Raw genomic sequence first — 24,643 nt, forward strand, 5'->3', positions numbered from 1 at the left:
AGAACCTCCTGCGCTTCTCTTTTTCCCAAATATGCAAATCCCGACCACTACAACGGCAGTGCAGTCGTCGATTTGATCTCTTCCATCGACAAGAGCGCCGTGACGTTGTGAACCCGCACTTCCGCAATGAGCGCCTGATAGAACGCATCGTAGGCGCGCGCGTTCTTCACCCGGACCTTCAGGATGTAGTCGATATCTCCGGCCAGCCGGTGCGCCTCCTGGACCTCGGGCCGGTCCTGCAGCGCTTTGAGGAAGGCGCGCTGCCACTCGGCCTCGTGTTCGCTGGTGCGGATCAGGACAAAGAAACAGGCCTCGAACCCCAGTGCATCGGCATCAAGACGCACGGTCTGCGGCCCCACCACACCCGCATCGCGCATCTTGCGGATTCGGTTCCAGACCGGCGTCTTCGATGACCCCACTTTGCGCGCAATATCGTCAAGCGACTGCGCCGCATCGGTCTGCATCTCAATCAGGATTTTCCGATCCACATCGTCAATTTTCACCGCTGTTCCGCCTTTCGTGCAATCCGAGGTCCAATTGTTCTACAGCTGCGCCCTGATAGAACAGACGTTCTTATTTCCGCAAGCATCTAGCATTCAAGTAGAACAAAAATCTATTTTTGATGCATGAACAGCGTCGCAGAGGACAGCCGGATGTTGCAGGAAATCTCTCACCCCACGCCCCATCCCGTGGCCTTCGTCGGCGCCGGCCCGGGTGACCCTGAGCTTCTGACGGTCAAGGCCCTGCGCGCGTTGCAAACCGCCGATGTGGTGATTCACGACCGATTGGTGAGCGAGGATATCCTCGCGCTTGTCGGCCCTCACACGCGATTGCGCAATGCCGGGAAAGAAGGGTTTGGCCCTTCCATCCCCCAATCCGCGATCAACGCGTTGATCATTGAAGAGGCCCGCACCGGCGCGCGGGTTGTCCGTCTGAAATCCGGTGATCCCACCGTCTTTGGACGCCTGGACGAAGAGCTTGACGCGCTTCACGCGGCAGGCATCGGTTATACCATCGTGCCCGGTCTGACATCGGCCTCCGCAGCCGTTGCAACTCTGGGCCAGTCCCTGACCAAGCGTGGTCGCAACACCGCTGTGCGCCTTGTCACCGGTCATGACATGCAAGGCTACGCTGATCAGGACTGGCGGACACTCGCGCGCAGCGGGGAAGTCGCCGCAATCTACATGGCCAAACGCGCGGCGCGGTTCATTCAGGGGCGGCTTCTCATGCACGGTGCCGATCCGCAGACCCCTGTAACCATCGTCGAAAACGCGTCCCGCGCCGACGAGCGCATTGTGACCGCGACACTGGCCACCCTGCCCTCGGCTCTCTTTGCGTCCGACGTCACCGGCCCCGCGCTTCTGATGTACGGCCTCGCACCGCGCGACGCCCGGATGACCCACACGATGCCCCAGCAACAGGAGATGATCTGATGCCCGCGATTTTCACACCCAAAGTCGTGACAGCAAATGACCTGCTGCACGGCGATGTTGTCTACCTCACCGCGGACGATCAATGGTCCCGCCGCCTGACCGACGCAGAAGTCCTGACGGACGAGGCCGACGCGCAGGTGCGGCTTATCGATGCCAGCGCCCGGACCTCAGAAGTGGTTGGCGTTTACCTGGCCGACGTCGCCGTCAGCGAAACTGGTCCAAAAGCAACCCATTTCCGCGAGAAATTCCGCACCAAGGGCCCGTCCAACTATGCTCACGGCAAACAGGAGGAGTTGCGCTGATGTACCGTTATTCTGATTTCGACGCGGCCTTCGTTGCCGAACGCAACCGTCAGTTCCGCGCGCAGGTCGAGCGCCGCATCGACGGCTCGCTGACCGAAGACGAATTCAAACCGTTGCGCCTGATGAATGGCCTCTACCTGCAACTGCATGCCTACATGCTGCGTGTCGCGGTGCCGTATGGCACATTGAACAGCGCCCAGATGCGGCAGCTCGCGATGATCGCAGACAGGTGGGACAAGGGATACGGGCATTTCACCACGCGCCAGAACATCCAGTTCAACTGGCCCAAACTGCGCGACGTACCGGATATGCTCGATGCGCTGGCCGAGGTGCAGATGCACGCCATCCAGACCTCCGGCAACACCATCCGGAACGTGACGGCGGACCATTTCGCAGGCGCCGCGGCGGACGAGACTGCAGACCCGCGCCCGGTGGCCGAGCTGATCCGCCAATGGTCCACGGACCACCCGGAATTCCAATTCCTACCGCGCAAGTTCAAGATCGCCGTCACGGGGTCGCCCAACGACCGCGCGGTCACCCGTGCCCACGACATCGGTCTACGCATGGTGCGCAACGATGCGGGCACGCCGGGTTTCGAGGTGATCGTCGGCGGTGGTCTTGGCCGCACACCGATGGTTGGCAAGGTGATCCGCGACTTCCTGCCCGAGGCCGACCTCCTGCCGTATCTCGAAGCGGTGGTGAGCGTCTGGAACCTGCTCGGACGCCGTGACAACAAGTACAAGTCACGCATCAAGATCACCGTGCACGAACACGGGCTCGACGACATCCGACACCGGGTGGAAGAGCGGTTTGCCCTGCTCCGCCCCGCTTTCACCGGCATTGACCAGCGGTTGTATGCGCAGATCAAGGCTGATTTCGCGCCACCCGCCTTCACCAGGCGCGACACCGCTCCGTTCGACCTGGCTTACGCCAACGATCCGGTGTTCCGCGCGTGGGTGGACAGTAACGTCACTGCACACCGCGCCGACGGTCACGCCATCGCGCAAATCAGCCTCAAGGCGCACGGGGCCACACCGGGCGACGCGACATCGGACCAGATGCGCGTCATGGCCGATCTGGCGGAACAGTACGGACACGACGAGTTGCGCGTCAGCCATGAGCAGAACATCGTCCTGCCGCACGTTCACAAGGCCGACCTGCCCGTCGTGCATGCGACGCTGAAGCAACACGGGCTCGCCACCGCAAACATCGGCAAGATCAGCGACATCATCGCCTGCCCAGGCATGGACTACTGCGCGCTGGCAACAGCGCGGTCGATCCCCATCGCGCAGGAAATCGCCACACGCTTCGATGAGCTGAAGCTCGAGAACGAGATCGGCGATCTGAAGATCAAGATCTCGGGCTGCATCAACGCCTGCGGCCACCACCATGTCGGCCATATCGGCATTCTTGGTCTCGACCGCGCCGGGGTGGAAAATTACCAGATCACGCTTGGCGGCGATCACACAGAGACGGCGGCAGTCGGTCAGCGCACCGGCCCGGGTTTCGCCTATGACGAGATCGTTCCGGCCATCGAGCGCATCGTGGATACCTACCTGTCCGAACGCGACAGCGCGGAGGAGACGTTCCTTGAAACATTCCGCCGCGTGGGCATGGCCCCCTTCAAAACCGCGCTCTACGGCGAGACCGAAAAGCGCGCGAAGGCCGCCTGATGCTGGGCCTTGACGATCATCGCAAGGAAGACAGCCTGCCGCTTGACGCGCGCATGGAGGCGCAGGCTCGGGTCGATGCGCTTAACGCCAGATATCGGCATTTCGGGACGTCCTACTTCCTCGAAGCGGTGCTGACGCGTAGCGAGTTCAACCGGGTGGCCATGGTGTCGAGTTTCGGGGCCGACTCGGCGGTGCTGTTGCACCTTATCGCTCATATTGATCGGCATGTGCCGGTGCTCTTCATCGACACCGCACTGCTCTTTCCCGAAACGATGACCTACCAGACGCAGCTTGCAGATCATCTTGGCCTGACCAATGTGCAGACGATCCGCGCGTCGGACCGTACGCTTGCAGCGCAGGATCCGTACGGTGCGCTTCGCTTCTCGGACCCGGATGCTTGCTGCGACCTGCGCAAGACGCAGGTGCTGAACGATGCGCTAAGCGGCTATGACGCGTGGATCACCGGGCGCAAACGTCATCAGGCCGGAACCCGGTCGGGGCTGCACTATTTCGACCTCGACGCAGGAACCGGGCGGATCAAGATCAACCCGCTGATCGACTGGAAACCGGCCCGTATCGCCGCGCATCTCGCCACCCATGACTTGCCGCGCCATCCGCTGATTGCAAAAGGCTATGCGTCTATCGGCTGCGCGCCCTGCACGACACCTGTTGCACAAGGTGAAGACAGCCGCGCAGGGCGTTGGCGCGGAACGACTAAAACAGAATGCGGATTGCACAGAACGCGCCTCCAGACAGGAGAATTGACATGAGCATCATCGTCACCGACCAGGGATTTGAAACATTCGAAGACCCCGCCCAGTGGATCCCGTCAGATCACACGATTGACTTGTCCTCGGATACCGATCCCGCCAGGCTGCCGGATCTGCTGTCGGGTATGGAACTTGTGCGCGTCGACTTTCCCAGCTTCGCCGACGGTCGTGGCTTTACGCTCGCCCGGCTCATTCGCCAGCACGGGTTTCAAGGCCACCTGCGCGCAAAAGGCCATGTGATCGCCGACCAATATGCGATGGCACGGCGCTCTGGCTTTGACGACGTGGAGATCGACGCCGACCTCGCCGCGCGCCAGCCGGAGGATCAATGGTTGGCCCGCGCTGACTGGAAGACGCACGACTACCAGGCACGTTTGCGCGGTCTCGCGGCCTGAAAACCACGCTTTCGCCAGCTGCGACACCCGGGCGCCCGCGTCCGGGTGTTGTCTGATGCAAATCAAAGATAGATGTAGGGGACCGGTTTAGACGAACCGGCAACGCAACATGACAGAGTTAAGCCCAGTGACCGAAGCCACCGCCACCAAAGCGCCCGCGCCAAAGAAGCTCGCCGTTCCGGACACGCAGACCGTGACGTCGGTCCAGCACTGGACGGACCGGCTGTTTTCGTTCCGCGTGACACGGCCCGCGTCCTTGCGGTTTCGCTCGGGCGAGTTCGTGATGATCGGGCTCATGCAGACCGACGAAAAGACCGGCAAGGAAAAGCCGCTTCTGCGCGCCTATTCCATCGCCTCGCCCAGCTGGGACGAAGAGCTCGAGTTCTACTCGATCAAGGTGCAGGACGGCCCGCTGACCTCGCGTCTTCAACACATCCAGCCGGGCGACGAGATCATCCTGCGCCCAAAACCGGTTGGTACATTGGTGCACGACGCGCTGCTGCCCGGCAAACGTCTCTGGCTTTTCGCGACCGGCACCGGCATTGCGCCGTTTGCCTCGCTCTTGCGCGACCCGCAAACCTACGAGGACTATGAAGAAGTCATCCTCACGCACACCTGCCGCGAAGTGGGTGAGTTGCAGTACGGGAAAGAACTCATCGATCAGATCCGCACCGACGAATTGTTGGCCGAACTGATGGGCGAAGGTTTCCACGAAAAGCTGCGCTATTACCCGACAACAACACGCGAAGAGAGCCCGAAGATGGGCCGCATCACCGACCTCATGCGCTGTGGAGAGTGTTTCGAGGATCTTGGCGTGCCCGAGCTGAGCCCGGAAACCGATCGCGCGATGGTATGCGGCAACCTCGCCTTCAACCTTGAGATCAAGGAAATGCTCGAAGGCTACGGGCTGGAGGAAGGCGCGAATTCCGACCCAAAACAGTATGTCGTCGAGAAAGCGTTCCTGGACTAGGGCGCGAAAGCCATCAAAAAAACCGCGCAAGGGCACCCTGCGCGGCTTTTTGTTTTGTGACGTGTGTTACTCGATGCCGAGCTGACCGCGCAGGGTTTCCAAAACCCCCTCAAGGACTTCGGGGCTTTCCCGCGCCTGTTCGAGTGCTGCTTTCGTTGTTGTTTTAATGATCATGGAAAGCTCTGAATTGTCGATGTACTCGATCACGCGGTCGAAATCGAAACCTTCAACCGTCAAGAGATCGGAAATCTCTGCCCCGACATCGGATGCCGCATCCGCTGCGCCTGCGGCAGCGTCTTCTGCAGTTCGCGTGGCCGCCTCGGTCGCGTCACCGGCGGCTTCAGCCGCATCACCTGCCGCGTCGGTCGCGGCCTCGGTGGCTTCTGTTGCGGTTTCTTCAACTGCTTGGGCGGCTTCGCCGGCCGTTTCTTCCGCGGCGTTGACCGTCGCTTCACCTGCCTCAGCAGCGGTATCCACCGCTTCATCAGCAGCGCCGGTGGCCGTATCAACGGCGTTATCGACGGCTTCGGCGGCGGCTCCGGCAGCTTCGTTCACCGCATTCAGCGCACCTTCAACGGCAGAGCTTGCCGCTTCCGCCGCTTCATTCGCAGCTTCGGTCGCTTCGGTGATCGCGGCGTCGGCGGCTTCCGTGGCTTCCGTCACGGCCTCTTCCACGGCCTGGTTCACACTCTCAACAGCCTCGCTGACCGCTTCTTCGGCAGCGGCGGCTTCTTCTTCGACAGCGGCCGCAGTGTCTTCCACCGCGCTTTCCGTTGCCTCGACCGCCTCTGAAGTGGGTGCTGTCGCATTATCAACGACCTCTGGCGCGTCGCCACTTTGCGTGAAATACCACACGCCAGCACCGACCACGACAACACCTGCCACGATGATCAGGTTTTTCATTGGATCCAAGACCCCCATTTACATATCTCTCTGCCCCGGCCCAAACGGCCCGGGCTTGTGGCATACATGTGAGTTTCGAACCGGCCGTCAACAAGGGGGAAAGGCTTGAAGATCGGCCCATATCCGCCGAAAACCCGCTTGAAGTGGCGCGGTAGGGCGTCTACTTTACGACCTTGATTTGAACTGCATTGAAGGAGCATTCCCATAGCCCGCAGACCACACAACGCGCCACCACAGCGCGACACCGGCCCCCGCGTAAATGATCGCATCAGATCACCCGAAATCCGCTTGATCGGTGCAGATGGAGAAAATGTCGGGGTGGTCACACCAGAACGCGGTTTGGTTCTTGCCGAAGAGGCGGGTCTCGACCTTGTCGAGATTTCCCCGAACGCCAATCCGCCGGTTTGCAAAATCATGGATTTCGGCAAATTCAAGTATGAGCAGCAGAAGCGCGAATCTGAAGCTCGGAAGAAACAGAAGATCATCGAGGTGAAAGAGGTCAAGTTCCGGCCCAACACCGACACGCATGACTACGAAGTCAAAATGCGCAATGTTTTCAAGTTTCTGGAAAACGGTGACAAGGTCAAAGTGACCCTTCGTTTCCGGGGGCGCGAGATGGCGCACCAGAACCTCGGCCGCGAGCTGCTTGAACGCGTTGCCGAAGACGTGAAGGAAATCGGCAAGGTTGAAAACATGCCGAAGATGGAAGGCCGGCAGATGGTCATGATGATCGGACCCGTCGCCAAATAGCCTTTACAGGATACTTAATTCTTGAAAGCGACCCAGCCGGGTCGCTTTCTTTTTGCCTAGCCCTTTTTCACCGGGATGGAGGTCGCGCTGCTGGCCTCGGGCTTTTTGCGCGGAACGGCAATGTCCAGAACACCGTCTTTCACCTGCGCCGAGATGGCCGCTTCATCCGCATCCGCCGGAAGACGGAAAGAGCGCCGGAACGATCCGTATTGCCGTTCGGAGAAGTACCATGTGTCGCCCTTGTCTTCGCGTTCGGACGTCTTCTCGCCAGACACGACGAGCATCCCGGACTCGGCGGTCACGTTGATGTCCTTCTCGCTCACCCCGGGCAACTCGATCGAGATGCGATACGCGTCTTCGTCAGAGCTTGCGTCGGACGCCGGAGACAGCCACTCGGCGATGCGGGTCCCCATCCCGCGCAGTGGGCTGTAGAGGCTCGGCCAAAAGCCGGATGCCTGATTTGTTTCGACCATATCAACTCCTCCTGTTGCTCGATGGCAGTCACAGAGGGAGCTTAGTCAGTCTGGTCGGATGTCGCCTTGATACATCTCAAATCCGGCATGCATACCGATCAACTCTCGCGCGGTTTGGGTCGGCTGGGCGGTTCCTTGAGCAAGCCCCCGACGCCCATCCCCATGATGTCGGCTGGTGTGACCGGCACATCGCAGAGCATCCGTTCCAGCACCCAGTCCGCGCCATTGAGCGCGGGTGACCGGGCGCATCCCGGAAGGCCCAAGACCGGAATGGATCCCAGATGCCCCCAGAACAACAGGTTTCCGGGGTCAACTGGCATGCCGTAGTGGACCACCTCGCCGCCCGCTGCGCGAACCGCTTCCGGGGCGACGTCGTGCAGGTCGGACGTGGCCGAACCGGTGAGGATGCACAGAAGGTCATACTCTCCCCGCGCGGCTTGAAGTGCGTCGGACAACGCGTCAATCCGGTGTGGCACCACGGTTTTTGGACCAAGTGTCACGCCAAGCCGGTCAAAGCGTGTCGCCATGGCGCGCTGGCCCTTGCTGCCGTCGTCCGAACCACCAACGGCGGTCTGGATCAGCATCGCCCGCGTCCGTGTGACGGGCCGCAGGCGCAATGCATCTCGACCAGCGGCACGGGCGGCCTCGACCGCATCCCCGGGCGCCGCGTAGGCGATGATCTTGACCGTCGCCACCATGCCACGCGACGACATCCGCTGCCATTCCGGTACCGTGGCGACAGTGACCATCGGATGCACAGCGTTCACCGCGTTGATCTTGTCCGCGTCGATCTCGATCACGCCATTGGTGGTCGCGTAGATGTTGACGCGCCCGGTGCTGGCCGGGGCGAGACGCAGAGACGCGCTATCCGGGTCGGGCACCAGCGCGTGGGCGAGCATCTCGGCTGCCGCGTCTTCGTGCATGTCACATGGTTCCATCCGGGCCACTGTGACCTCGGTGACGCCCGCAGAGCGGAGCTTTCCGACGGCCTCGGTATCGAGCGTGATCCCCTTGCGCAAACGTCCCTTCGTCAGCGCCACCGAATGCGCAAGGATTGCGCCTTCGGCGTCATCGAGGGGGACCGGTCCGAATTTCATGCGCCCTTCCGCAGGACGCGCGTCATCTCGGCAAGGATAGACACCGCAATTTCGGCGGGCCCGGATGCGCCGATGTCGAGGCCTATCGGCCCGTGGATCTGATCGATTTCGTCTTGCGTAAAGCCCGCGGCCGCCAGACGCTCGACGCGCTTGGCATGCGTGCGCGTCGATCCAAGCGCGCCGATGTAGAAGCAATTCGCCCGCAGGGCCTGTTCCAGCGCAGGATCGTCGAGCTTTGGATCATGGGTCAGCAGAACAAGCGCCGTGCGCGTATCGAGCCCCAGTTTCTGCACTGCCTCATCCGGCCAGTCATGAAGGATCGTCTCACCCGGAAAGCGCCCTTCCGACCCGAAGGCTTCGCGCGGATCGATGAGTGTCGGATCGTAACCAGCAATACGCGCCATCGGGAGAAGCGCTTGCGCGATGTGGACGGCCCCAACCACGATCAGCCGCAGCGGCGGATTGTGGATGGCAACAAAGGTGCGGCTATCCTCGACAAACCCGGACCGGTCCATCCGGAAGGCCTGATCGTGACCATCGCGCGTCAGTGAGCGTTCGTTGTTGTCGAGGTCGGCCACATAGGCGACGGGCGTTCGGTCCGACCGGTGTTGAACAAGCTCTGCGAGCAAGGCTTCTGGAAGGACCTCGCCGATTGGTTCGACCAGCACCCGGATCGTCCCGCCACATGCCAGACCCACCGCAAAGGCATCCTGATCGCTTACGCCGAATTCCAGTTCGCGCGCTTTGCCCTCCTCCAGCGCATCCATGGCCTCGACCACGACAGCGCCTTCAACGCATCCGCCGGAGACCGATCCCTCGATCTCGCCCTCACCGGAGATCGCAAGTTGAGACCCGACGCGGCGCGGTGCGCTGCCCCAGGTTTCGATGACGGTCGCAAGGACTGCGCCCTTGCCACTTCGATGCCAGGCGAGTGCCGTTTCAGGGCACTTGTCGAACCGATCCATCCCGGTGATCTCCTCCCATATTCAGGGCAAGTCTAACATGCCCTGCGCCGCTGTCTTCTGCTGCGTTGGTTGTACTCACCCTGAAGGCCGCGTCACGTCATGCCCGTAAAGCCAGTCGAACCGCCCAAGCATCTGACCAGGAGCAAACCGGCTCATCAGGCCAAGCGCCGAATGTGCGGCGAACCGAACCGGACCCGGTTTCAGGTGGTAATTCCGCGCGTTCTGGCTGGCTGCCTTGATGGCCCGTGACACACGCGCTTCGCGTCTTTTCTGATATCGCTCTAGCCCGCTTGCCACATCGTTTTCCGTCGCCAGCGCATCCGCCAGAACCCACGCATCCTCAAGTGCCATGTTCGCCCCCTGCGCAAGAAACGGAAGGGTCGGATGCGCCGCGTCCCCCAAGATCGCGCAGTTCTGGCCGAACCAGTTCTCTGCAACCGGGTGGCGGAAGAGCCCCCAAAGTCCGGGGTTTTCAGCCTGGCTCAGGATTTGATGCACCTCGGCGTCAAAGGACGCAAACGCCTTGCGAAGATTGTCGGCATCGTCTGTTTGAGACCAGCTTTCCGAGGCCCATTCAGAGCGTTCTTCCACAGCGACCACGTTCAGGATCGATCCATCCCGCAAGGGATAGGTCACCATGTGACGTCCCGACCCCATGTGCACCCGCGCATGCGGGGGATGCCCGGTGACGTTCGGCACGATACAGCGCCACGCGACTTGGCCGGTGAAGAACGGTTTTTGGGGCGCATTGAGCACCGGTCGAACCGCGGAGTGTATGCCGTCCGCACCCACAACCAGATCGGCGTCGCGGTGATCTCCGGTCGCCATCACGATGCGTGGCCTGTCGCCGGGGGTCACCGTGTCCACGGTCTGCAGAAGGCGGATACACACGCCCATATCGCGCGCCTTTTCCAGCAAAAGCGCAATCAGGTCAGCACGATGCACGAAGAGGTACGTCTGATCTGACGACAGCCGTCTCAGGTCGAGCCGGGCTACCTCGGCCCCGGTGGTGCCGTTGCGCAGCGACACCGCCTGTCCTTGCACAGACCGTGCGGCAAGCGCGTCCGCGAGACCCAGCGCCTCAATCACGCGCAAGCCGTTTGGCGAGACTTGAATCCCTGCACCGACCTCGGATATCGCTTCCGACTGCTCCAGCACAGCGACATTGGCACCGTGCATCCGAAGCGCGATGGCGCACGCCAAACCACCGATGCCACCACCGATGACGGTTATGTCACGCGATCTCAGGTCCAAGTCACCTGCCCCAAGAAAAACGCGCCAGAGCGGGGGCTCCGGCGCGCTGAAATTCCACGGTGCAACGACATCAATCGTCGCGGTGGACCTTTTCGCGGCGCTCGTGACGCTCTTGCGCCTCAAGGCTCAGCGTGGTGGTCGGACGCGCGACGAGGCGCTTGAGCGAAATCGGTTCCCCGGTGGCCGCGCAATATCCAAACTCACCCTCGTCAATGCGGCGCAGCGCGGCGTCGATCTTGGCCACGAGTTTGCGCTGGCGATCACGGATGCGCAGTTCGAGTGCGCGGTCTGTTTCCTCAGACGCGCGGTCGGCCACGTCTGGAATATTCCGCGTGCCATCCTGCAGTCCGGCGATGGTGGATTTGCTGTCGCTCAACAGTTCGCTGCGCTGCTCAAGCAGTTCGCGGCGAAACCATTCAAGCTGACGCTCATTCATGAATGGCTCATCCTCAGCGGGACGGTAATCGTCGGGCAGGAAAGTTTCAGCTTTCATCTTGGTCCCCTTATCTAAGCCAGTATCAGCCATGGAATTCCTTCTAGATATCTGGCACCCCTAGGGGCAGCACTTAATGGAAGGCCCAAAGGTTGTCACTAGGCAATAACACCACAAATAAGTGAATTTGTTGCGATGGGTCATAAAGACGCGAGGCAGGAAAAGAATGAGATTTGAAGGCACCGACAGCTACGTCGCAACGGACGATTTGACCATTGCAGTCAATGCCGCCGTGACCCTCGAACGGCCGCTTCTGGTGAAGGGTGAACCCGGCACGGGCAAGACCGAACTGGCCCGTCAGGTGGCGGCGGGGCTTGGCCTTCGGATGCTCGAATGGAACATCAAATCCACAACCAAGGCGCAGCAGGGCCTTTACGAGTACGACGCCGTCAGCCGCCTGCGCGACAGCCAGCTGGGTGACGAGCGCGTTAATGATGTGCGCAACTACATTCGCAAGGGAAAACTCTGGCAGGCGTTCGAGGCGGATCAGAAGGTCGTCCTGCTGATCGACGAGATCGACAAGGCGGATATCGAGTTCCCGAACGACTTGCTGCAGGAACTCGATAAGATGGAGTTCCACGTCTACGAGACCGGAGAGACGATCACCGCGCGCCAGCGACCCATCGTGATCATCACGTCGAACAACGAAAAAGAGCTTCCCGACGCATTCCTGCGCCGCTGTTTCTTCCACTACATCCGTTTCCCCGACGCCGACACGCTGCGCCAGATCGTTGAGGTACATCATCCGGGCATCAAGGAAGCGCTGCTGACCACGGCACTGACGCAGTTCTACGAGTTGCGCGAGCAGACCGGGCTGAAGAAAAAGCCGTCAACCTCCGAAGTGCTGGATTGGCTGAAGCTGCTTCTGGCCGAAGATATGACGCCCGAAGACCTTAAACGGGACGGCGTGAACGCGCTTCCGAAACTGCACGGGGCGCTTCTGAAGAACGAACAGGATGTGCACCTGTTCGAACGGTTGGCCTTCATGGCGCGCCGCGAACGGCGGTAGGTTACCCGGTTTCCGGAAGCGGTGATGCGCCGTTACAGGCGCGGTGTTCAGAGCTTTCCTGTCTGGAACAGTTGCACCTTGAGACCGCCATGTGGAATGGGCGCGCTGACCTGCCGAAAGCTTAATCCGGTTGCTCGGGCAAGGCCTTTGTCCGAGGTCACGATGCCGACGCGCCAGCCTTTGAACCGCTCTTTCATCACCGTGCCGAACGTGCCGTAGAGCCCGAAGAGCAACTTCCGATTGCCGATCCGTGCACCGTAGGGCGGATTGATGATCACCAGTCCCGGCGGGCCGTCCGGCGACGTCAAATCCGCAATCGCCTGCTGTGCAAAGGACGCCACATCGGCGACCCCTGCCCGTTCCGCATTCGCGGTCGCATTCGACACCGCGCCAGCGTCGCGGTCATATCCAAAGAACCGAAGGTCCGTGGTCTTTCTCGCCGACGCCTCGCTACGCAAATCGTTCCAGCGCTGTGCTTCGAATGAGGCAAGCTGCTCAAAGCCGAAAGACCGCGCGCGCCCTGGCGCAAGCCCCAGTGCCATCTCTGCCGCCTCGATCACAAAGGTTCCCGATCCGCACATCGGATCGATCACGGGTTCCGCGCCATCATACCCGCAGGCGCGCAGGAACAGGGCCGCCAGCGTCTCGCGCATCGGGGCCTTTCCGGTGGCTTGTTTGTAACCCCGTTTGTGCAGAGCCTCACCCGAGGTATCGAGGCTGATGTCGCAGAGGTCATCCTCGATCCGCACCCGGACCACCAATCCGGCTTTTTCCAACGGCGGCACCCCAAGGGCATCGGAAATCGCGGTCGACACGCGCTGCGCCGCGGCTCCGGCATGGTAGATGCGCGACTTTCGGCACGTCGCCTCGACGCGGTACGGCACATCCGCCCGCAACAACGCTGTCCAATCCACCTTGCGCGATCGTTTGTCGAGCTGTGCCAAGTGCATCGCCCGGAACCGTGCCACTCGGGCAAGGACGCGCCCCGCACCACGTAGCACGAGGTTCGCGCGCCAAACCTCGGACCAGTCACCGTCCACCGTGACACCACCCGGCGTGACGGTTGCATTTGCAAACGCAGCCGCTTGGACCTCGTCCCGCAATACGGGTTCAAGTCCGGGCGGGGACGACAGGAAGATCTCAAGGGGTGCGGTGTTTGACATATGTCCTCGTGTAGCGGGTCGGCGACGAGCCGACGAGAGGCATATTCACGATGGGGACTCGTGCGCTTGGCGGCTGGACGAAATGTTGCGCATTTGCACAGCTTAAATAACTGTTTTTAATACAATTTCAAGCGAAGAGGCGCATCGCCCCCAAAAAGTGATTCGCACCGATTCGTTGTGGCTAGGCAAAAACCACGGTTTCGCCGTACCCTGCCCCCACAGAGGACAAATAACTGCGGAACAAAAAACCATCCGCAACAAGCAGGCAGGCTTCACACGTGTCCCAAACCGATTTCAACGTGCGCTCTTTGCGCGCGGAAGACTACGAGTCGTGGTGCGTCCTGTGGCGGGCCTATCTGGCGTTTTATGAAACGTCGTTGCCGGGCACGGTGTATGACAGCACCTTCGCGCGGCTTCTTGGCGACGACCCGCAGGATTACCATGGTTTGGTCGCAGAGCGCGCCGGCGCGCTTGTCGGGCTGACGCATTACCTTTTTCACCGCCACTGTTGGAAGATCGAAAACGTCTGCTATCTGCAGGATCTGTTCGCCGCGCCCGAAGTTCGTGGCATGGGCGTCGGTCGGGCCTTGATCGAAGCGGTCTATGCGGCGGCAGATAACGCCGGTGCACCTTCGGTTTATTGGACAACCCAGCACTTCAATCACACCGCAAGACAGCTTTACGACCGGATCGGCACCCTCACCCCGTTCATCAAGTATCAGCGGGATTGAGCATGCGGCGTTTTCTGCTTCCCATGTACCTGTTGCTTGCCGCCTGTGTACCGATCTCGCCGAATGAGACCGCCACCCGCGCGGCATTTGTGGACACGAGCCTGCCAGCGATGAAGGTGTTTTCCGTGCCACGCCCTCAGGTGACCACGGCATCCAATGCCGACATCGCCCGTGATTTCATGGACCTTTCAATGGGGCTGGAGTCCGGACGCGCGCTCGACGTCTTCACACGCTTCGAAGGCCCGATCACCGTACGTCTTGTCGGCGAAGTGCAACCGACCGTTCCCAGCGATCTCAACCGGCTTTTGCACCGCTTACGCAACGAGGCCGGGATCGACATCGCCTACACCACAAGCGACACGGCAAACATCACCATTAACGCGGTCAGCCGTGCAAACATCCAGCGGTTCCTGCCTCAGGCGGCGTGTTTTGTCGTGCCAAATGTGTCAACGTTCGCAGAGTATCGTCAGGCCCGCCGATCCAATCGTGTGAACTGGGGTCGGATCACCGACCGCACACGGCTTGGGATTTTCCTGCCAAACGATGCGAGTCCGCAAGAGGCGCGCGATTGCCTGCATGAAGAACTGGCACAAGCGCTTGGCCCGTTGAACGACCTGTATCGCCTACCGAATTCGGTTTTCAACGATGACAATGTCCACACGGTTCTGACCGGATACGACATGCTGATCCTGCGCGCCTACTACGATCCAATGCTGCGCAACGGAATGAATCGAACGCAGGTGATGAACCGCATTCCGACCATTCTCGCCCGGATCAATCCGGCAGGTGAAGGTCGCCCCGCGACGCGGCTCTCGCGCACGCCGCGACCGTGGATCGAGGCCATTCAGCGCGCCCTAGGCCCCGGCAGTAGCCCGAATGCGCGTCGTGCGGCAGTGAACGAAGCGCTCAGTATCGCCACCGCCATGGGCTGGGACGATCATCGGCGCGGCTTCACGCACTATGCGATGGGACGTATCCTGCAAAGCACCAATCCCGAAGCGGCACGGCACCAGTTCCTGCAGGCGGACGCGTTCTTTGCCCGGTCGTCCGAGACCGGCCTCCACCGCGCCTATGTCGCGTCACAGCTGGCTGCTTTTGCCCTCAGCGAAGATCGTCCGGACGAGGCACTGCATTTGACCAGTACGGCGATCGATCTGGCAGCCCAGCACGAAAACGCAGCGCTTCTTTCGACACTCCTTATGCTACGCGCCGAAGCGCTCGACTTGTCGGGTCGCGTATCTGCCGGGGCCGATGTGCGTCTGGACAGTCTGGGATGGGCACGGTACGGGTTCGGCTCGGATTGGGCGGTGCGCGCAAAGCTGCGTGAAATCAGCGCGCTGAACCCGCTGAACAGGGCCAGAGGCAGTTTATGATCGTCATTGCAGGTGCAATTCTGGGGGCCATTGTCGGGGTGATGACCGCCAAGAAACGCGGCGGCAACCGCGCGGACAAATGGCAATACGGCGCGGTCTATGCGATCGCCTTTTCGCTGGGTGGCCTTGTCCTGACCATTGCAATCGAGAAACTGGTTTTCTGAGTCTTCGGGGCACTGCCCTGAAGGGCCCTAGATGTTTTTGGACCGAAGTTGAGCCAAGCGCTGGTCTGTCGCAGCGGTCGTTGCTACATCAGGCATCATGTTTGTCCCCTTTTTCGACACCTTGCGGAAAACCGGTGTTCCGGTTTCGCTTCGCGAATACCTGAGCTTCCTCGAAGCGGTGCGCGCGGGGCTGGCGACCTACGATCCCGAGGCCTTCTACTACCTCGCCCGCAGCGCGATGGTGAAGGACGAACGCCACATAGACCGGTTCGACCGCGCCTTTGCGGAAACCTTCAAAGGGCTGGAAGCGATCCGTCTCGATCAGGTTCTGGAGGCGCTGGAACTGCCGGAAGACTGGCTGACCAAGATGGCAGAAAAACATCTCAGCGAGGAAGAGAAAGCCGAGATTGAGGCGCTTGGCGGGTTCGAGAAGCTGATAGAGACGCTGAAAGAGCGTCTCAAGGAGCAGCAGGGTCGTCACCAGGGCGGCAGCAAATGGATCGGTACGGCTGGCACCTCGCCTTTCGGGGCGTACGGGTACAATCCGGAAGGTATTCGGATTGGTCAAAGCGAGTCCCGCCACCAGCGCGCGGTGAAGGTCTGGGACAAGCGCGAGTTCCGCAATCTCGACGACAGCGTGGAACTGGGCACCCGCAACATCAAGGTGGCGCTCAAACGTCTGCGCCGATGGGCGCGCGACGGGGCGCTGGACGAGCTGGACCTCGACGGTACGATCCGCGCGACGGCGGAGCATGGGTATCTTGACGTGCAAACCCGGCCGGAGCGACGCAACGCGGTCAAGGTGATCCTGTTTCTCGACGTCGGCGGGTCGATGGACCCGCATGTCAAAGTGGTGGAAGAGCTGTTCTCCGCCGCGCGGGCCGAATTCAAGCATCTCGAACATTACTACTTCCATAATTGCCTCTACGAAGGCGTTTGGAAGGACAATCGCCGCCGCTGGGATGCGGTGACGCCGACGCATGAGGTGCTCAACACCTACGGCTCGGACTACAAGTGCATCTTCGTCGGCGACGCTTCCATGTCGCCCTATGAGATCGCCTTTGCGGGCGGGGCGAATGAGCATTGGAATGAAGAACCCGGACAGGTCTGGCTCGAAGGCGCCCGCGCGCAGTGGCCGCATCATCTCTGGATCAATCCGACGCCCGAGAAATACTGGCAGTATACCCAGTCGATCCAGATGATCCGCGAAATCTTCGAGGGCGCCATGGTGCCGATGACGCTCGAAGGCATCAGTCGCGGGATCAAGGACCTGGCCAAATAAGACGGAACCGCCGGCGGCACCCAAAGGTTGGCCCTGCGTACCAACCACGGGGAGACCGTAGATGATAACGAAAACCGCATCCGCCCATTGGACCGGGGGCCTGAAAGACGGCAAGGGCCAGATTTCAACCAAGTCCGGCGCGCTGAAGGACCAGCCTTACGGGTTCAACACCCGGTTCGAAGACAAACCCGGCACGAACCCCGAAGAGCTGATCGGGGCAGCCCATGCGGGATGCTTCTCGATGGCTCTGTCGATGATCTTGGGCGACTACGACGCAACAGCCGAAGCCATCGACACCACAGCCAAGGTAAGCCTTGAAGAAAAGGATGGCGGGTTTGCAATCACCAAAATCCATCTCGACCTGACCGCAAAAATCCCCGGCATCAGCGAGGCGGACTTCCAGGAAGCCGCAAACACCGCCAAGGAAAACTGCCCTGTGTCCAAGGTGCTCGCAGCAGCCGATATCACGATGGACGCGAAACTCGTCGGCTAAGAACGTCTGAAGCGCGGCATACCAGGTGATGCCGCGCTTGCCCTTCTCGGAACGCCGCCCCATATCACGGGTATGATCAAATTCACCCCGATCCTTCTGGCCATCATCTATGCGCTGGTCATGTATCATTTCTCGGTTTGGCGCACGAAGCGCGAGCTTGACGCGCGCTCGACCGAGCTGGCCGATCCCAAGCTGAAAAAGCTGACGGACCGTCTGGCCGCCGCGCTCGATCTGGATCGCATCCGTGTCAACATCTACGAGATCGACCCGGTGAACGGCCTCGCCGCGCCGGATGGGCGCATCTTCATCACACGTGGCTTTTACCGCAAATACCAAAACGGTGAGGTAAGTGCCGAGGAACTGACCAGTGTCATCGCGCATGAGCTTGGACACGTGGCCTTGGGCCACACGCGTCGTCGAATGATCGACTTCTCGGGTCAGAACGCTCTGCGGACCGCACTTGCGATGGTGCTCTCGCGTTTTCTGCCGGGTATCGGTGTCTGGATCGCCAACGGTATCGCCACGTTGCTGGCAGCCCGCCTGTCCCGAGGCGATGAATACGAAGCCGACGCCTACGCCGCCGCCCTGCTCCACAAGGCCGGGATCGGCATCGGGCCGCAGAAATCGCTGTTTGGAAAGCTCGAAGACCTGACCAAGGCGCGGTCAGGCGTAGTGCCGGCTTGGCTCATGTCGCACCCAAAGACGTCGGAACGGATTGAGGCGCTTGAAAAACTCGAGGCGCGCTGGACCAGCATCACGCCCTGATCTTCTTCTCTTTCCCACCAGGCGACCGTGATACGGCCAAGAGCATTGAGCGTAAGGCCGGAGCGTAGGCCCGGCTTCAGTCCAGCGCCCTAAATAAGCTCAAGAAGTCCTTCCGCCCGATCCACACCGTTGACCTGCACCGTGATCCTGTGCGGTCCCGGATGGAGCGTGAACGTCGACGCCCCGGCCTTCAGCTTATGCAACTTGGCCAGTGTCATCGCTTCGCCCGCCTTCAACCGTGCGCTTTTCAGCTTAAACACCTTCTCACCCGCGCGCCCGTTCGGACGATGGAACGCGATCCGGTAATCCACCATCACCGGCAGATCGACCTTCGATGTCAGTGTTACCGCGATTTCGAACGCGTCTCCGATCCGCACGGGGATTGGTTCAAGCGATAGCGCTGCCGAAACGGGCACCTCAGGATCATATCCCAGCAGCCGCAGCGCGCCCGCCTCGCCCCGCTTGACCGCCGTGCGAAGTGCGTGCCGCGTCATCCAATCGAGCTCCTTGGCGTCTTGCCGCCCGACGCGCCGCCACGCTTCCAGGACTTCGACCACCCTCTCCGGCGCGATCTTGGACAGATCGTTCATGTGATTGGCGACCGACCGCGTCACGAACCGGGTCGGATCAGCATGCAGCACATCAAGAAAGCGCAGCGGCACCATCGGGTCGAGGTCGATATTCGCCGCCCACGGCAGCCGGGGTCGCGTGCCTTCGCTCACCAAGCGTCGGACGTGGTAATGCGGATGCTGCGTCCACTGATCCAGACGGGCCAGCGTTTCATCGGGCCAGCGATTGAGAAAGGGCCGGATGTAGAATTCCATGGAAAACCGCTGCGTGGCGGCCTCCAGAAGATCGAGCGCGCGCTCCCGGTACTCCTCCATCCCATGGCGCACGGCAAGAATGCCCGGCACCGCATGGATGAAACGGCCGAAATCGTCGTCGGTCTTGTCGGCGCTAAGCGCGGGCGGCATTGCCGCCTCCAACGCTTCCGCCATCGCTGGGAAATCGGACGGGAGTTGCTCTTCGATGCAATCGGCCAACCAGTCGAGACGTTCAAGCAGGCCCCGTTCTGCAAGGCCTGCGACGGCCCTGGCGTGAAACCGATCTGCATCGAACCCGGGCAGGACAGCGTATTCCTGCGCCAGGTCGCCAACCGTGTCAGCATTGAACAGCTCATCTTTCAGGGAGAAACCCTGTGTCTGCCCCTGCCCGTCCGGACCCCGTGCCATGGATCACATCGTGATGTTGGTGCCGCCACCATCGATCAGCACGTTCTGCCCAACGATGAAGCCCGCGTGCTGCGAACACAGGAAGGCACAGGTCTGACCGAATTCGTGCCGCGTGCCATAGCGCCGCGCCGGAATCGTTTGTTGGCGCTGCTTGCGTGCCTCTTCGATGCTGATGCCCTGCGTCTTGGACACGCCGCTGTCCAACTGGTCCGCGCGATCGGTTGCGTGAATGCCCGGCAGAAGATTGTTAACGACCACCCCGTGCGGCGCCACTTGCCGTGCGGTGCCCGCAACATATCCGGTCAGTCCGGTGCGCGCCGCGTTCGACAAGCCAAGCTGCGGGATCGGTGCCCGGACGGATTGCGACGTGATGTTCACCACGCGGCCCCAGCCGCGTTCGATCATGCCCGGCATCAGCGCAGTCATTAACGCAATGGGCGTCAGCATGTTGGCGTCCAGCGCCTTGATGAAATCCTCGCGATCCCAGTCTGACCACAGACCCGGCGGCGGGCCACCGGCGTTGGTCACGAGGATATCTACATCCCCCGCTGCTTTTAGAACCTCGGCACGGCCGTCTTCACTCACGATGTCCGCTGCGACCGTGGTCACGTCCACCCCGTAAGCGGTGCGGATCTCATTCGCCGTCGCTTCGAGGGCATCTCCACCCCGAGCATTCATCACAAGATTGACCCCGGCTTCGGCCAGCGCTTCTGCACATCCGCGACCCAATCCCTTGCTTGATGCGCATACAAGCGCGCGCTTCCCACTTATGCCCAGGTCCATATGAAACCTCCCCATTTTCCTCAATTTGTCGGCGAAATGCCGCGCCGCATTCATAGATCTGCCATATTTTCAGCGGACCTTAAAGGTGCGCAAGGTTAACGCCCTGGCCCGCAAGACCAGACTACAGAGCACCGAAGACAATGACCACCACACCCGCGACACCGCCCACATATTACGCGTGCCCCGCGCAGTCATTTCGGGCGGAATTCGGCGTGTGCCGTGGCGAAGCGATCAGCAGTCTGGATCACCTGCACCTCGGTGACGTTTACCAGGTCAAACTCGGCGCTGAATGGTCGCCCGTTACATCTTGCAACAGCGCATGCGATGCCTTTAGCATGGAATTGGCGGCGAACCTGCCGTGCGAAGAACTGACCACTCTCGCGCATCTGATATTCATGACCACCACGGGCCGCCGCGCCGACGTCTATGCAGCCATGTCTCAGGGTCAGCTGTATCTAGTGTCGGAGACCACGCTGCAGATGGGATCGGAGTACGTGCTGATTGACAGTCAGGCGCGCGATGCGCCGTTTGCACCGGTTGTCGTCCCGTCCCCGATGGTTCCTGCGCATGCAGCCTATGCTCAACCGGCGCACACGGTGCCGGTCCGGCTTCGCGTGAACGGGTAAACCGGCGCCGGTCCTTTATGGACAAGACTGAGCGGTGCGCCTATACGCGCGCTCATGTTGGACACCGCTTCAAATCGCCCTGAATTGCCACCTGAAATTGCCCGCCGCCGGACCTTTGCGATCATCTCGCATCCCGACGCGGGAAAGACGACCCTAACCGAGAAATTTCTGCTTTACGGCGGGGCGATCCAAATGGCCGGACAGGTGCGCGCCAAGGGCGAAGCACGGCGTACGCGGTCGGACTTCATGAAAATGGAACAGGACCGGGGCATCTCGGTCTCGGCCTCTGCGATGTCGTTCGATTTCAAGACCTTCCGCTTCAATCTTGTGGACACACCGGGCCACTCGGACTTTTCCGAAGACACCTATCGGACGCTGACAGCCGTGGACGCAGCCGTGATGGTGATCGACGGCGCGAAGGGCGTGGAAAGCCAGACGCAAAAGCTCTTTGAGGTGTGCCGCCTGCGCGATCTGCCGATCCTGACCTTCTGCAACAAGATGGACCGGGAAAGCCGCGACACGTTCGAGATCATCGACGAGATCCAGGAAAACCTGGCCATCGACGTGACCCCGGCGAGCTGGCCCATCGGCGTGGGGCGGGACTTCCTGGGATGCTACGACCTTTTGCGCGACCGGCTGGAACTGATGGACCGCGCCGACCGCAATAAGGTTGCCGAAAGCATCGCCATCGAAGGGCTCGACGACCCAAAACTGGCCGAGCATGTGCCCGCGCACTTGCTGGAACAGCTGAAGGAAGAGGTCGAAATGGCGCGCGAACTGCTGCCCACGCTTGACCCGCAAGCGGTTCTGGAAGGGCATATGACGCCTATCTGGTTTGGCTCAGCCATCAACTCTTTTGGTGTGAAAGAACTGATGGACGGTATCGGAACCTATGGCCCGGAACCGCAGCCGCAATCCGCAACGCCAAGGCAGATTTCCCCAGATGAAACAAAGGTTTCCGGATTTGTCTTCAAAGTTCAGGCAAACATGGACCCAAAGCACCGCGACCGCGTGGCGTTCCTGCGTCTGGCGTCCGGGCACTTCACCCGCGGCATGAAACTGACCCATGTGCGGACCAGGAAGCCCATGGCCGTATCGAACCCTGTCCTGTTCCTCGCCGCTGACCGCGAGTTGGCGGAAGAAGCCTGGGCCGGCGACATCATCGGTATCCCGAACCATGGCCAGCTGCGCATCGGTGACACGTTGACCGAAGGCGAGACGCTGAAAGTGACCGGCATCCCCTCTTTCGCGCCAGAGCTTCTGCAAACCGTCCGCGCTGGTGATCCGCTCAAGGCAAAACACCTTGAAAAGGCGCTGATGCAATTCGCCGAGGAAGGCGCGGCCAAGGTGTTCAAACCGATGATCGGTTCGGGCTTTATCGTGGGTGTCGTCGGTGCGCTCCAATTCGAGGTGCTGGGCAGTCGGATCGAATTGGAATACGGGCTGCCCGTCCGCTTCGAGGCGTCGCAATTCACCTCCGCCCGTTGGGTGCATGGACCCAAAGACGCCGTGGAAAAGCTCGTCAACGCCAACAAGCAGCACATGGCCGCGGACAATGACGGCGACGTGGTCTACCTCACCCGCCTGCAATGGGACATTGACCGCATTGTCCGTGACTACCCGGACGTGACCTTGTCGGCGACGAAGGAAATGATGGTCTGAAGGGCACGGTTGTGAATTCGCGAACCAAGGTCTCTCAAGACGCTTGATCCGGCCTGCGTCAAGCGGCACTCTTTCACCATGAGCAGCAAGAAAGCGCCGCCAAATCCCGCCTATCCACAAGGGATGACCGGCATTTTGAACCAGATGAACGCGCGTCGGGCGCCGTTGACCTTTGCACAGGGCGAAGCCCTGCCACCACTCGATTGCGATCTGGACGCGCTGTCGAAGAAGAAGGTGAAGGTGCCGTCGCGGGATGCGAAACAGCAATCCGAACACGCGCGCAAAGACCTGGAAATCTCCAAAGAACTCAAAGGGCAAAATGCCCTTCTTCACCTAAATGCGCTGCTCATCGCGCATCTTCGCAAGAATAACCAACCTCCCCACGCTGCCGACCTGTTTGTCCGTCTCTGGGCGGAGCAATCGCAACGCTTGCTAAGGGAAATGGACCTGCGGTGGAAGGTGTCGAGCCTGACCACCTTTGGAGACCACGGCAAAACCCCCACGCAACGCAGTACGGGCCTCGCGCTATCGACGCTGTTCGGCACGATGAAGCTCTACGAAAGCGAACGGCTTTATTCCGGGCGCGATCCGGAGCGGCCGTTCACGCTGGGTGGCCGATCAAAGGCGCCCTTGCCGCTGGATATGAACGGGTTTTCTTTGACCAACGGCGGGCTCGACGTGAACATGATCGGCCGGTTGTGGGAAGAAGCAGACCGCGACGATGTGATCCGCCCCCTTGCGCACGATATGCTGCAACGTCTGATCGATGATCCGCGCACCGTGTTTCGCCGCCTGCATCGCCTACGCGCCCGCAAATTGCGCCGTCTTGAGCAGTCCGGGATAGACGACAGCAGGGCCGAGACTTTGCTCCCCGTACCGAAGGATGTGCTGGCGAAAACGCACATCCCACCGTCCTGGGGCCTGGTCTGCACGACAAATGCGCCACTGTTGGACGTGGCACGGTTTGTGGCCTATCACATCGATCTTGGTGCGCGACGGATATACCTCTTCCTAGACACACCCGACACCGACGTCATCGCGCTCTTGGGGGAAAACCCAAAAGTCCGCCTGACGGTGTGCGACGCGGCGTATTGGCGCCAACTCGGGAAGGACCGGCCAGACACCCATCAGGTGCGCCAATCCTTCAACGCCACCCATGCCCTTCGGCAAGCTGAAGGCGACGTGGATTGGCTGGGTCATATCGACATCGACGAGTTCATCTTGTCGGACAAGAAGCTGAGCACGACGCTGAAGTCCGTGGCGGATGACGCGGCGGCCATACGCCTCTTTCCGGCGGAGGCGCTGGCCTCAAAGGTCCCCGGTGCCATGCCGACGCATTTCAAATTGCGTCCGGCGAGCGATAACGCGGCGCAGGCGCTGCATGACGCGTACCCGACTTTCGGCAGTTACTTGCGCGGCGGGTTCCTGAGCCACACGGCAGGGAAGATTTTTGTCCGAACCGGGCTTGGCGAAGTGCGCTTGAAAATCCATCGCGTGCGATTTCATGGTCAGGACGTCTCAAATGTTGCCCAAGTCGAAAACGTTCATGTCGGTCATCTGCATGCGCCCGATTGGGAGTCCTTCATGGCCAAGCTTGCCTTCCGACGGGAAAAAGGGTCCTACCGCATCCAGCCGGACGAGCCAATGAAATCGGTGGGCCGGTTGCTCAGCTGGTTGCACGAAGAAGAGGGCGACGAAGGCTTGCGCATGTTCTTCGACGAGATGTGCCTCGACAGCAGCGATCTGCGCGCGCGACTGAAGCGCAACGACCTTTTGCTAACCCCTCAATTCGATCCGGATGCCGCTCTTGAGCGCGTATTCGGCGTCCGCCTGGCAGGTTGACAGGTCATCGACGGCATCGAGTTCACGCATTCGTTGCAGT

At 60.9% G+C, this 24,643-nt stretch carries 27 protein-coding genes; 17 read left to right on the forward strand and 10 right to left on the reverse strand.

Going from position 1 to position 24,643, the window contains the following annotated elements; translation table 11 throughout:
• Positions 1-47 precede the first annotated feature (47 nt).
• Positions 48-503 carry an Lrp/AsnC family transcriptional regulator gene (locus tag BUA42_RS07475; RefSeq protein ID WP_072777076.1) on the reverse strand — a complete coding sequence of 152 codons (456 nt, stop codon included), beginning with the start codon at positions 501-503 and terminating at the stop codon, positions 48-50.
• Between the two features lie 123 nt (positions 504-626).
• Here BUA42_RS07475 and cobA point away from each other — a divergent pair, with 123 nt between their 5' ends.
• The 6 genes from cobA to BUA42_RS07505 all read left to right on the forward strand — a co-directional run bounded on the left by cobA (position 627) and on the right by BUA42_RS07505 (position 5,543).
• Positions 627-1,433, forward strand: a complete 807-nt coding sequence (cobA, locus tag BUA42_RS07480; protein ID WP_425435027.1) for a uroporphyrinogen-III C-methyltransferase — start codon at positions 627-629, stop codon at positions 1,431-1,433.
• Positions 1,433-1,735, forward strand: a complete 303-nt coding sequence (locus BUA42_RS07485; RefSeq protein WP_072777077.1) for a DUF2849 domain-containing protein — start codon at positions 1,433-1,435, stop codon at positions 1,733-1,735. Before cobA ends, BUA42_RS07485 begins: the two co-directional genes overlap by 1 nt.
• On the forward strand, positions 1,735-3,408 hold the full coding sequence (locus BUA42_RS07490) for a nitrite/sulfite reductase (protein WP_072777078.1): 1,674 nt from the start codon (positions 1,735-1,737) through the stop codon (positions 3,406-3,408). The genes BUA42_RS07485 and BUA42_RS07490 overlap by 1 nt, the downstream gene beginning before the upstream one ends.
• Positions 3,408-4,178 (forward strand): phosphoadenylyl-sulfate reductase, encoded by a 771-nt coding sequence (locus BUA42_RS07495; protein ID WP_084066155.1) that lies wholly within the window; start codon positions 3,408-3,410, stop codon positions 4,176-4,178. The genes BUA42_RS07490 and BUA42_RS07495 overlap by 1 nt, the downstream gene beginning before the upstream one ends.
• Positions 4,175-4,573, forward strand: coding sequence for a DUF934 domain-containing protein (locus BUA42_RS07500; protein ID WP_072777079.1), 399 nt, complete (start codon positions 4,175-4,177; stop codon positions 4,571-4,573). Before BUA42_RS07495 ends, BUA42_RS07500 begins: the two co-directional genes overlap by 4 nt.
• A gap of 109 nt (positions 4,574-4,682) precedes the next feature.
• A complete protein-coding gene (locus BUA42_RS07505; RefSeq protein WP_072777080.1) occupies positions 4,683-5,543 on the forward strand; it encodes a ferredoxin--NADP reductase in 861 nt (286 codons plus the stop codon).
• Positions 5,544-5,609: 66 nt separating this feature from the next.
• Here the strand turns inward: BUA42_RS07505 and BUA42_RS07510 are convergent, their stop codons facing one another.
• Positions 5,610-6,446, reverse strand: a complete 837-nt coding sequence (locus BUA42_RS07510; protein WP_072777474.1) for a hypothetical protein — start codon at positions 6,444-6,446, stop codon at positions 5,610-5,612.
• Positions 6,447-6,650: 204 nt separating this feature from the next.
• On the opposite strand from BUA42_RS07510, the gene infC reads away from it, so the two are divergent.
• Complete coding sequence (gene infC / locus BUA42_RS07515; RefSeq protein ID WP_072777081.1) at positions 6,651-7,196, forward strand: translation initiation factor IF-3; 546 nt, start codon at positions 6,651-6,653, stop codon at positions 7,194-7,196.
• A gap of 56 nt (positions 7,197-7,252) precedes the next feature.
• Here infC and BUA42_RS07520 read toward each other — a convergent pair whose 3' ends face one another.
• From BUA42_RS07520 to dksA, 5 genes are all read right to left on the reverse strand, one after another.
• Positions 7,253-7,669 carry an Hsp20/alpha crystallin family protein gene (locus tag BUA42_RS07520; RefSeq protein ID WP_072777082.1) on the reverse strand — a complete coding sequence of 139 codons (417 nt, stop codon included), beginning with the start codon at positions 7,667-7,669 and terminating at the stop codon, positions 7,253-7,255.
• Between the two features lie 98 nt (positions 7,670-7,767).
• On the reverse strand, positions 7,768-8,766 hold the full coding sequence (locus BUA42_RS07525) for a molybdopterin-binding protein (protein ID WP_072777083.1): 999 nt from the start codon (positions 8,764-8,766) through the stop codon (positions 7,768-7,770).
• A complete protein-coding gene (locus BUA42_RS07530; protein ID WP_178346872.1) occupies positions 8,763-9,731 on the reverse strand; it encodes an XdhC family protein in 969 nt (322 codons plus the stop codon). The genes BUA42_RS07525 and BUA42_RS07530 overlap by 4 nt, the downstream gene beginning before the upstream one ends.
• Positions 9,732-9,806: 75 nt before the next feature.
• Complete coding sequence (locus tag BUA42_RS07535; RefSeq protein ID WP_072777085.1) at positions 9,807-10,985, reverse strand: FAD-dependent monooxygenase; 1,179 nt, start codon at positions 10,983-10,985, stop codon at positions 9,807-9,809.
• A 70-nt stretch (positions 10,986-11,055) separates the two neighbouring features.
• The gene (dksA, locus tag BUA42_RS07540; RefSeq protein WP_072777475.1) at positions 11,056-11,478 is read right to left on the reverse strand and encodes an RNA polymerase-binding protein DksA; all 423 of its coding nucleotides are present in this window, start codon (positions 11,476-11,478) and stop codon (positions 11,056-11,058) included.
• A 166-nt stretch (positions 11,479-11,644) separates the two neighbouring features.
• On the opposite strand from dksA, the gene BUA42_RS07545 reads away from it, so the two are divergent.
• Positions 11,645-12,487, forward strand: a complete 843-nt coding sequence (locus tag BUA42_RS07545) for an AAA family ATPase (protein WP_072777086.1) — start codon at positions 11,645-11,647, stop codon at positions 12,485-12,487.
• Positions 12,488-12,534: 47 nt separating this feature from the next.
• Here the strand turns inward: BUA42_RS07545 and BUA42_RS07550 are convergent, their stop codons facing one another.
• Positions 12,535-13,650: a THUMP domain-containing class I SAM-dependent RNA methyltransferase gene (locus BUA42_RS07550; RefSeq protein ID WP_072777087.1), complete on the reverse strand. Its 1,116-nt coding sequence runs from the start codon at positions 13,648-13,650 to the stop codon at positions 12,535-12,537.
• 278 nt (positions 13,651-13,928) lie between these two features.
• Between BUA42_RS07550 and BUA42_RS07555 the strand changes: the two genes are divergently transcribed.
• From BUA42_RS07555 to BUA42_RS07575, 6 genes are all read left to right on the forward strand, one after another.
• Entirely contained in the window at positions 13,929-14,381 is a 453-nt protein-coding gene (locus tag BUA42_RS07555; protein WP_072777088.1) for a GNAT family N-acetyltransferase, read from the forward strand.
• Positions 14,382-14,383: 2 nt separating this feature from the next.
• Entirely contained in the window at positions 14,384-15,754 is a 1,371-nt protein-coding gene (locus BUA42_RS07560; protein ID WP_072777089.1) for a DUF2927 domain-containing protein, read from the forward strand.
• Positions 15,751-15,918, forward strand: a complete 168-nt coding sequence (locus BUA42_RS21140; RefSeq protein WP_178346873.1) for a hypothetical protein — start codon at positions 15,751-15,753, stop codon at positions 15,916-15,918. Before BUA42_RS07560 ends, BUA42_RS21140 begins: the two co-directional genes overlap by 4 nt.
• A gap of 97 nt (positions 15,919-16,015) precedes the next feature.
• Positions 16,016-17,200, forward strand: coding sequence for a vWA domain-containing protein (locus BUA42_RS07565; RefSeq protein WP_072777090.1), 1,185 nt, complete (start codon positions 16,016-16,018; stop codon positions 17,198-17,200).
• A 61-nt stretch (positions 17,201-17,261) separates the two neighbouring features.
• A complete protein-coding gene (locus BUA42_RS07570; RefSeq protein WP_072777091.1) occupies positions 17,262-17,693 on the forward strand; it encodes an OsmC family protein in 432 nt (143 codons plus the stop codon).
• A gap of 72 nt (positions 17,694-17,765) precedes the next feature.
• The gene (locus tag BUA42_RS07575) at positions 17,766-18,458 is read left to right on the forward strand and encodes a M48 family metalloprotease (protein ID WP_072777092.1); all 693 of its coding nucleotides are present in this window, start codon (positions 17,766-17,768) and stop codon (positions 18,456-18,458) included.
• Positions 18,459-18,547: 89 nt separating this feature from the next.
• Here BUA42_RS07575 and BUA42_RS07580 read toward each other — a convergent pair whose 3' ends face one another.
• On the reverse strand, positions 18,548-19,690 hold the full coding sequence (locus tag BUA42_RS07580) for a hypothetical protein (RefSeq protein ID WP_072777093.1): 1,143 nt from the start codon (positions 19,688-19,690) through the stop codon (positions 18,548-18,550).
• Positions 19,691-19,693: 3 nt separating this feature from the next.
• The gene (locus tag BUA42_RS07585; RefSeq protein ID WP_072777094.1) at positions 19,694-20,473 is read right to left on the reverse strand and encodes an SDR family oxidoreductase; all 780 of its coding nucleotides are present in this window, start codon (positions 20,471-20,473) and stop codon (positions 19,694-19,696) included.
• A gap of 140 nt (positions 20,474-20,613) precedes the next feature.
• On the opposite strand from BUA42_RS07585, the gene BUA42_RS07590 reads away from it, so the two are divergent.
• From BUA42_RS07590 to BUA42_RS07600, 3 genes are all read left to right on the forward strand, one after another.
• On the forward strand, positions 20,614-21,099 hold the full coding sequence (locus tag BUA42_RS07590; protein ID WP_072777095.1) for a hypothetical protein: 486 nt from the start codon (positions 20,614-20,616) through the stop codon (positions 21,097-21,099).
• 54 nt (positions 21,100-21,153) lie between these two features.
• Positions 21,154-22,761: a peptide chain release factor 3 gene (locus BUA42_RS07595; RefSeq protein WP_072777096.1), complete on the forward strand. Its 1,608-nt coding sequence runs from the start codon at positions 21,154-21,156 to the stop codon at positions 22,759-22,761.
• Between the two features lie 78 nt (positions 22,762-22,839).
• Positions 22,840-24,603 (forward strand): glycosyltransferase family 2 protein, encoded by a 1,764-nt coding sequence (locus BUA42_RS07600; RefSeq protein WP_084066157.1) that lies wholly within the window; start codon positions 22,840-22,842, stop codon positions 24,601-24,603.
• The last annotated feature ends 40 nt before the right edge of the window (positions 24,604-24,643 follow it).

Source organism: Marivita hallyeonensis (assembly GCF_900129875.1).
GTDB classification, from domain to species: Bacteria; Pseudomonadota; Alphaproteobacteria; order Rhodobacterales; family Rhodobacteraceae; genus Marivita; species Marivita hallyeonensis.

Bases quoted from the DNA above. Each gene is read 5' to 3' on its own strand.
- cobA (WP_425435027.1), top strand. From the start codon at position 627: ATGAACAGCGTCGCAGAGGACAGCCGGATGTTGCAGGAAATCTCTCAC.
- BUA42_RS07485 (WP_072777077.1), top strand. From the start codon at position 1,433: ATGCCCGCGATTTTCACACCCAAAGTCGTGACAGCAAATGACCTGCTG.
- BUA42_RS07490 (WP_072777078.1), top strand. From the start codon at position 1,735: ATGTACCGTTATTCTGATTTCGACGCGGCCTTCGTTGCCGAACGCAAC.
- BUA42_RS07495 (WP_084066155.1), top strand. From the start codon at position 3,408: ATGCTGGGCCTTGACGATCATCGCAAGGAAGACAGCCTGCCGCTTGAC.
- BUA42_RS07500 (WP_072777079.1), top strand. From the start codon at position 4,175: ATGAGCATCATCGTCACCGACCAGGGATTTGAAACATTCGAAGACCCC.
- BUA42_RS07505 (WP_072777080.1), top strand. From the start codon at position 4,683: ATGACAGAGTTAAGCCCAGTGACCGAAGCCACCGCCACCAAAGCGCCC.
- BUA42_RS07510 (WP_072777474.1), bottom strand. From the start codon at position 6,446: ATGAAAAACCTGATCATCGTGGCAGGTGTTGTCGTGGTCGGTGCTGGC.
- BUA42_RS07520 (WP_072777082.1), bottom strand. From the start codon at position 7,669: ATGGTCGAAACAAATCAGGCATCCGGCTTTTGGCCGAGCCTCTACAGC.
- BUA42_RS07525 (WP_072777083.1), bottom strand. From the start codon at position 8,766: ATGAAATTCGGACCGGTCCCCCTCGATGACGCCGAAGGCGCAATCCTT.
- BUA42_RS07530 (WP_178346872.1), bottom strand. From the start codon at position 9,731: ATGGATCGGTTCGACAAGTGCCCTGAAACGGCACTCGCCTGGCATCGA.
- dksA (WP_072777475.1), bottom strand. From the start codon at position 11,478: ATGAAAGCTGAAACTTTCCTGCCCGACGATTACCGTCCCGCTGAGGAT.
- BUA42_RS07545 (WP_072777086.1), top strand. From the start codon at position 11,645: ATGAGATTTGAAGGCACCGACAGCTACGTCGCAACGGACGATTTGACC.
- BUA42_RS07550 (WP_072777087.1), bottom strand. From the start codon at position 13,650: ATGTCAAACACCGCACCCCTTGAGATCTTCCTGTCGTCCCCGCCCGGA.
- BUA42_RS07560 (WP_072777089.1), top strand. From the start codon at position 14,384: ATGCGGCGTTTTCTGCTTCCCATGTACCTGTTGCTTGCCGCCTGTGTA.
- BUA42_RS21140 (WP_178346873.1), top strand. From the start codon at position 15,751: ATGATCGTCATTGCAGGTGCAATTCTGGGGGCCATTGTCGGGGTGATG.
- BUA42_RS07565 (WP_072777090.1), top strand. From the start codon at position 16,016: ATGTTTGTCCCCTTTTTCGACACCTTGCGGAAAACCGGTGTTCCGGTT.
- BUA42_RS07570 (WP_072777091.1), top strand. From the start codon at position 17,262: ATGATAACGAAAACCGCATCCGCCCATTGGACCGGGGGCCTGAAAGAC.
- BUA42_RS07575 (WP_072777092.1), top strand. From the start codon at position 17,766: ATGATCAAATTCACCCCGATCCTTCTGGCCATCATCTATGCGCTGGTC.
- BUA42_RS07580 (WP_072777093.1), bottom strand. From the start codon at position 19,690: ATGGCACGGGGTCCGGACGGGCAGGGGCAGACACAGGGTTTCTCCCTG.
- BUA42_RS07585 (WP_072777094.1), bottom strand. From the start codon at position 20,473: ATGGACCTGGGCATAAGTGGGAAGCGCGCGCTTGTATGCGCATCAAGC.
- BUA42_RS07590 (WP_072777095.1), top strand. From the start codon at position 20,614: ATGACCACCACACCCGCGACACCGCCCACATATTACGCGTGCCCCGCG.
- BUA42_RS07595 (WP_072777096.1), top strand. From the start codon at position 21,154: ATGTTGGACACCGCTTCAAATCGCCCTGAATTGCCACCTGAAATTGCC.
- BUA42_RS07600 (WP_084066157.1), top strand. From the start codon at position 22,840: ATGAGCAGCAAGAAAGCGCCGCCAAATCCCGCCTATCCACAAGGGATG.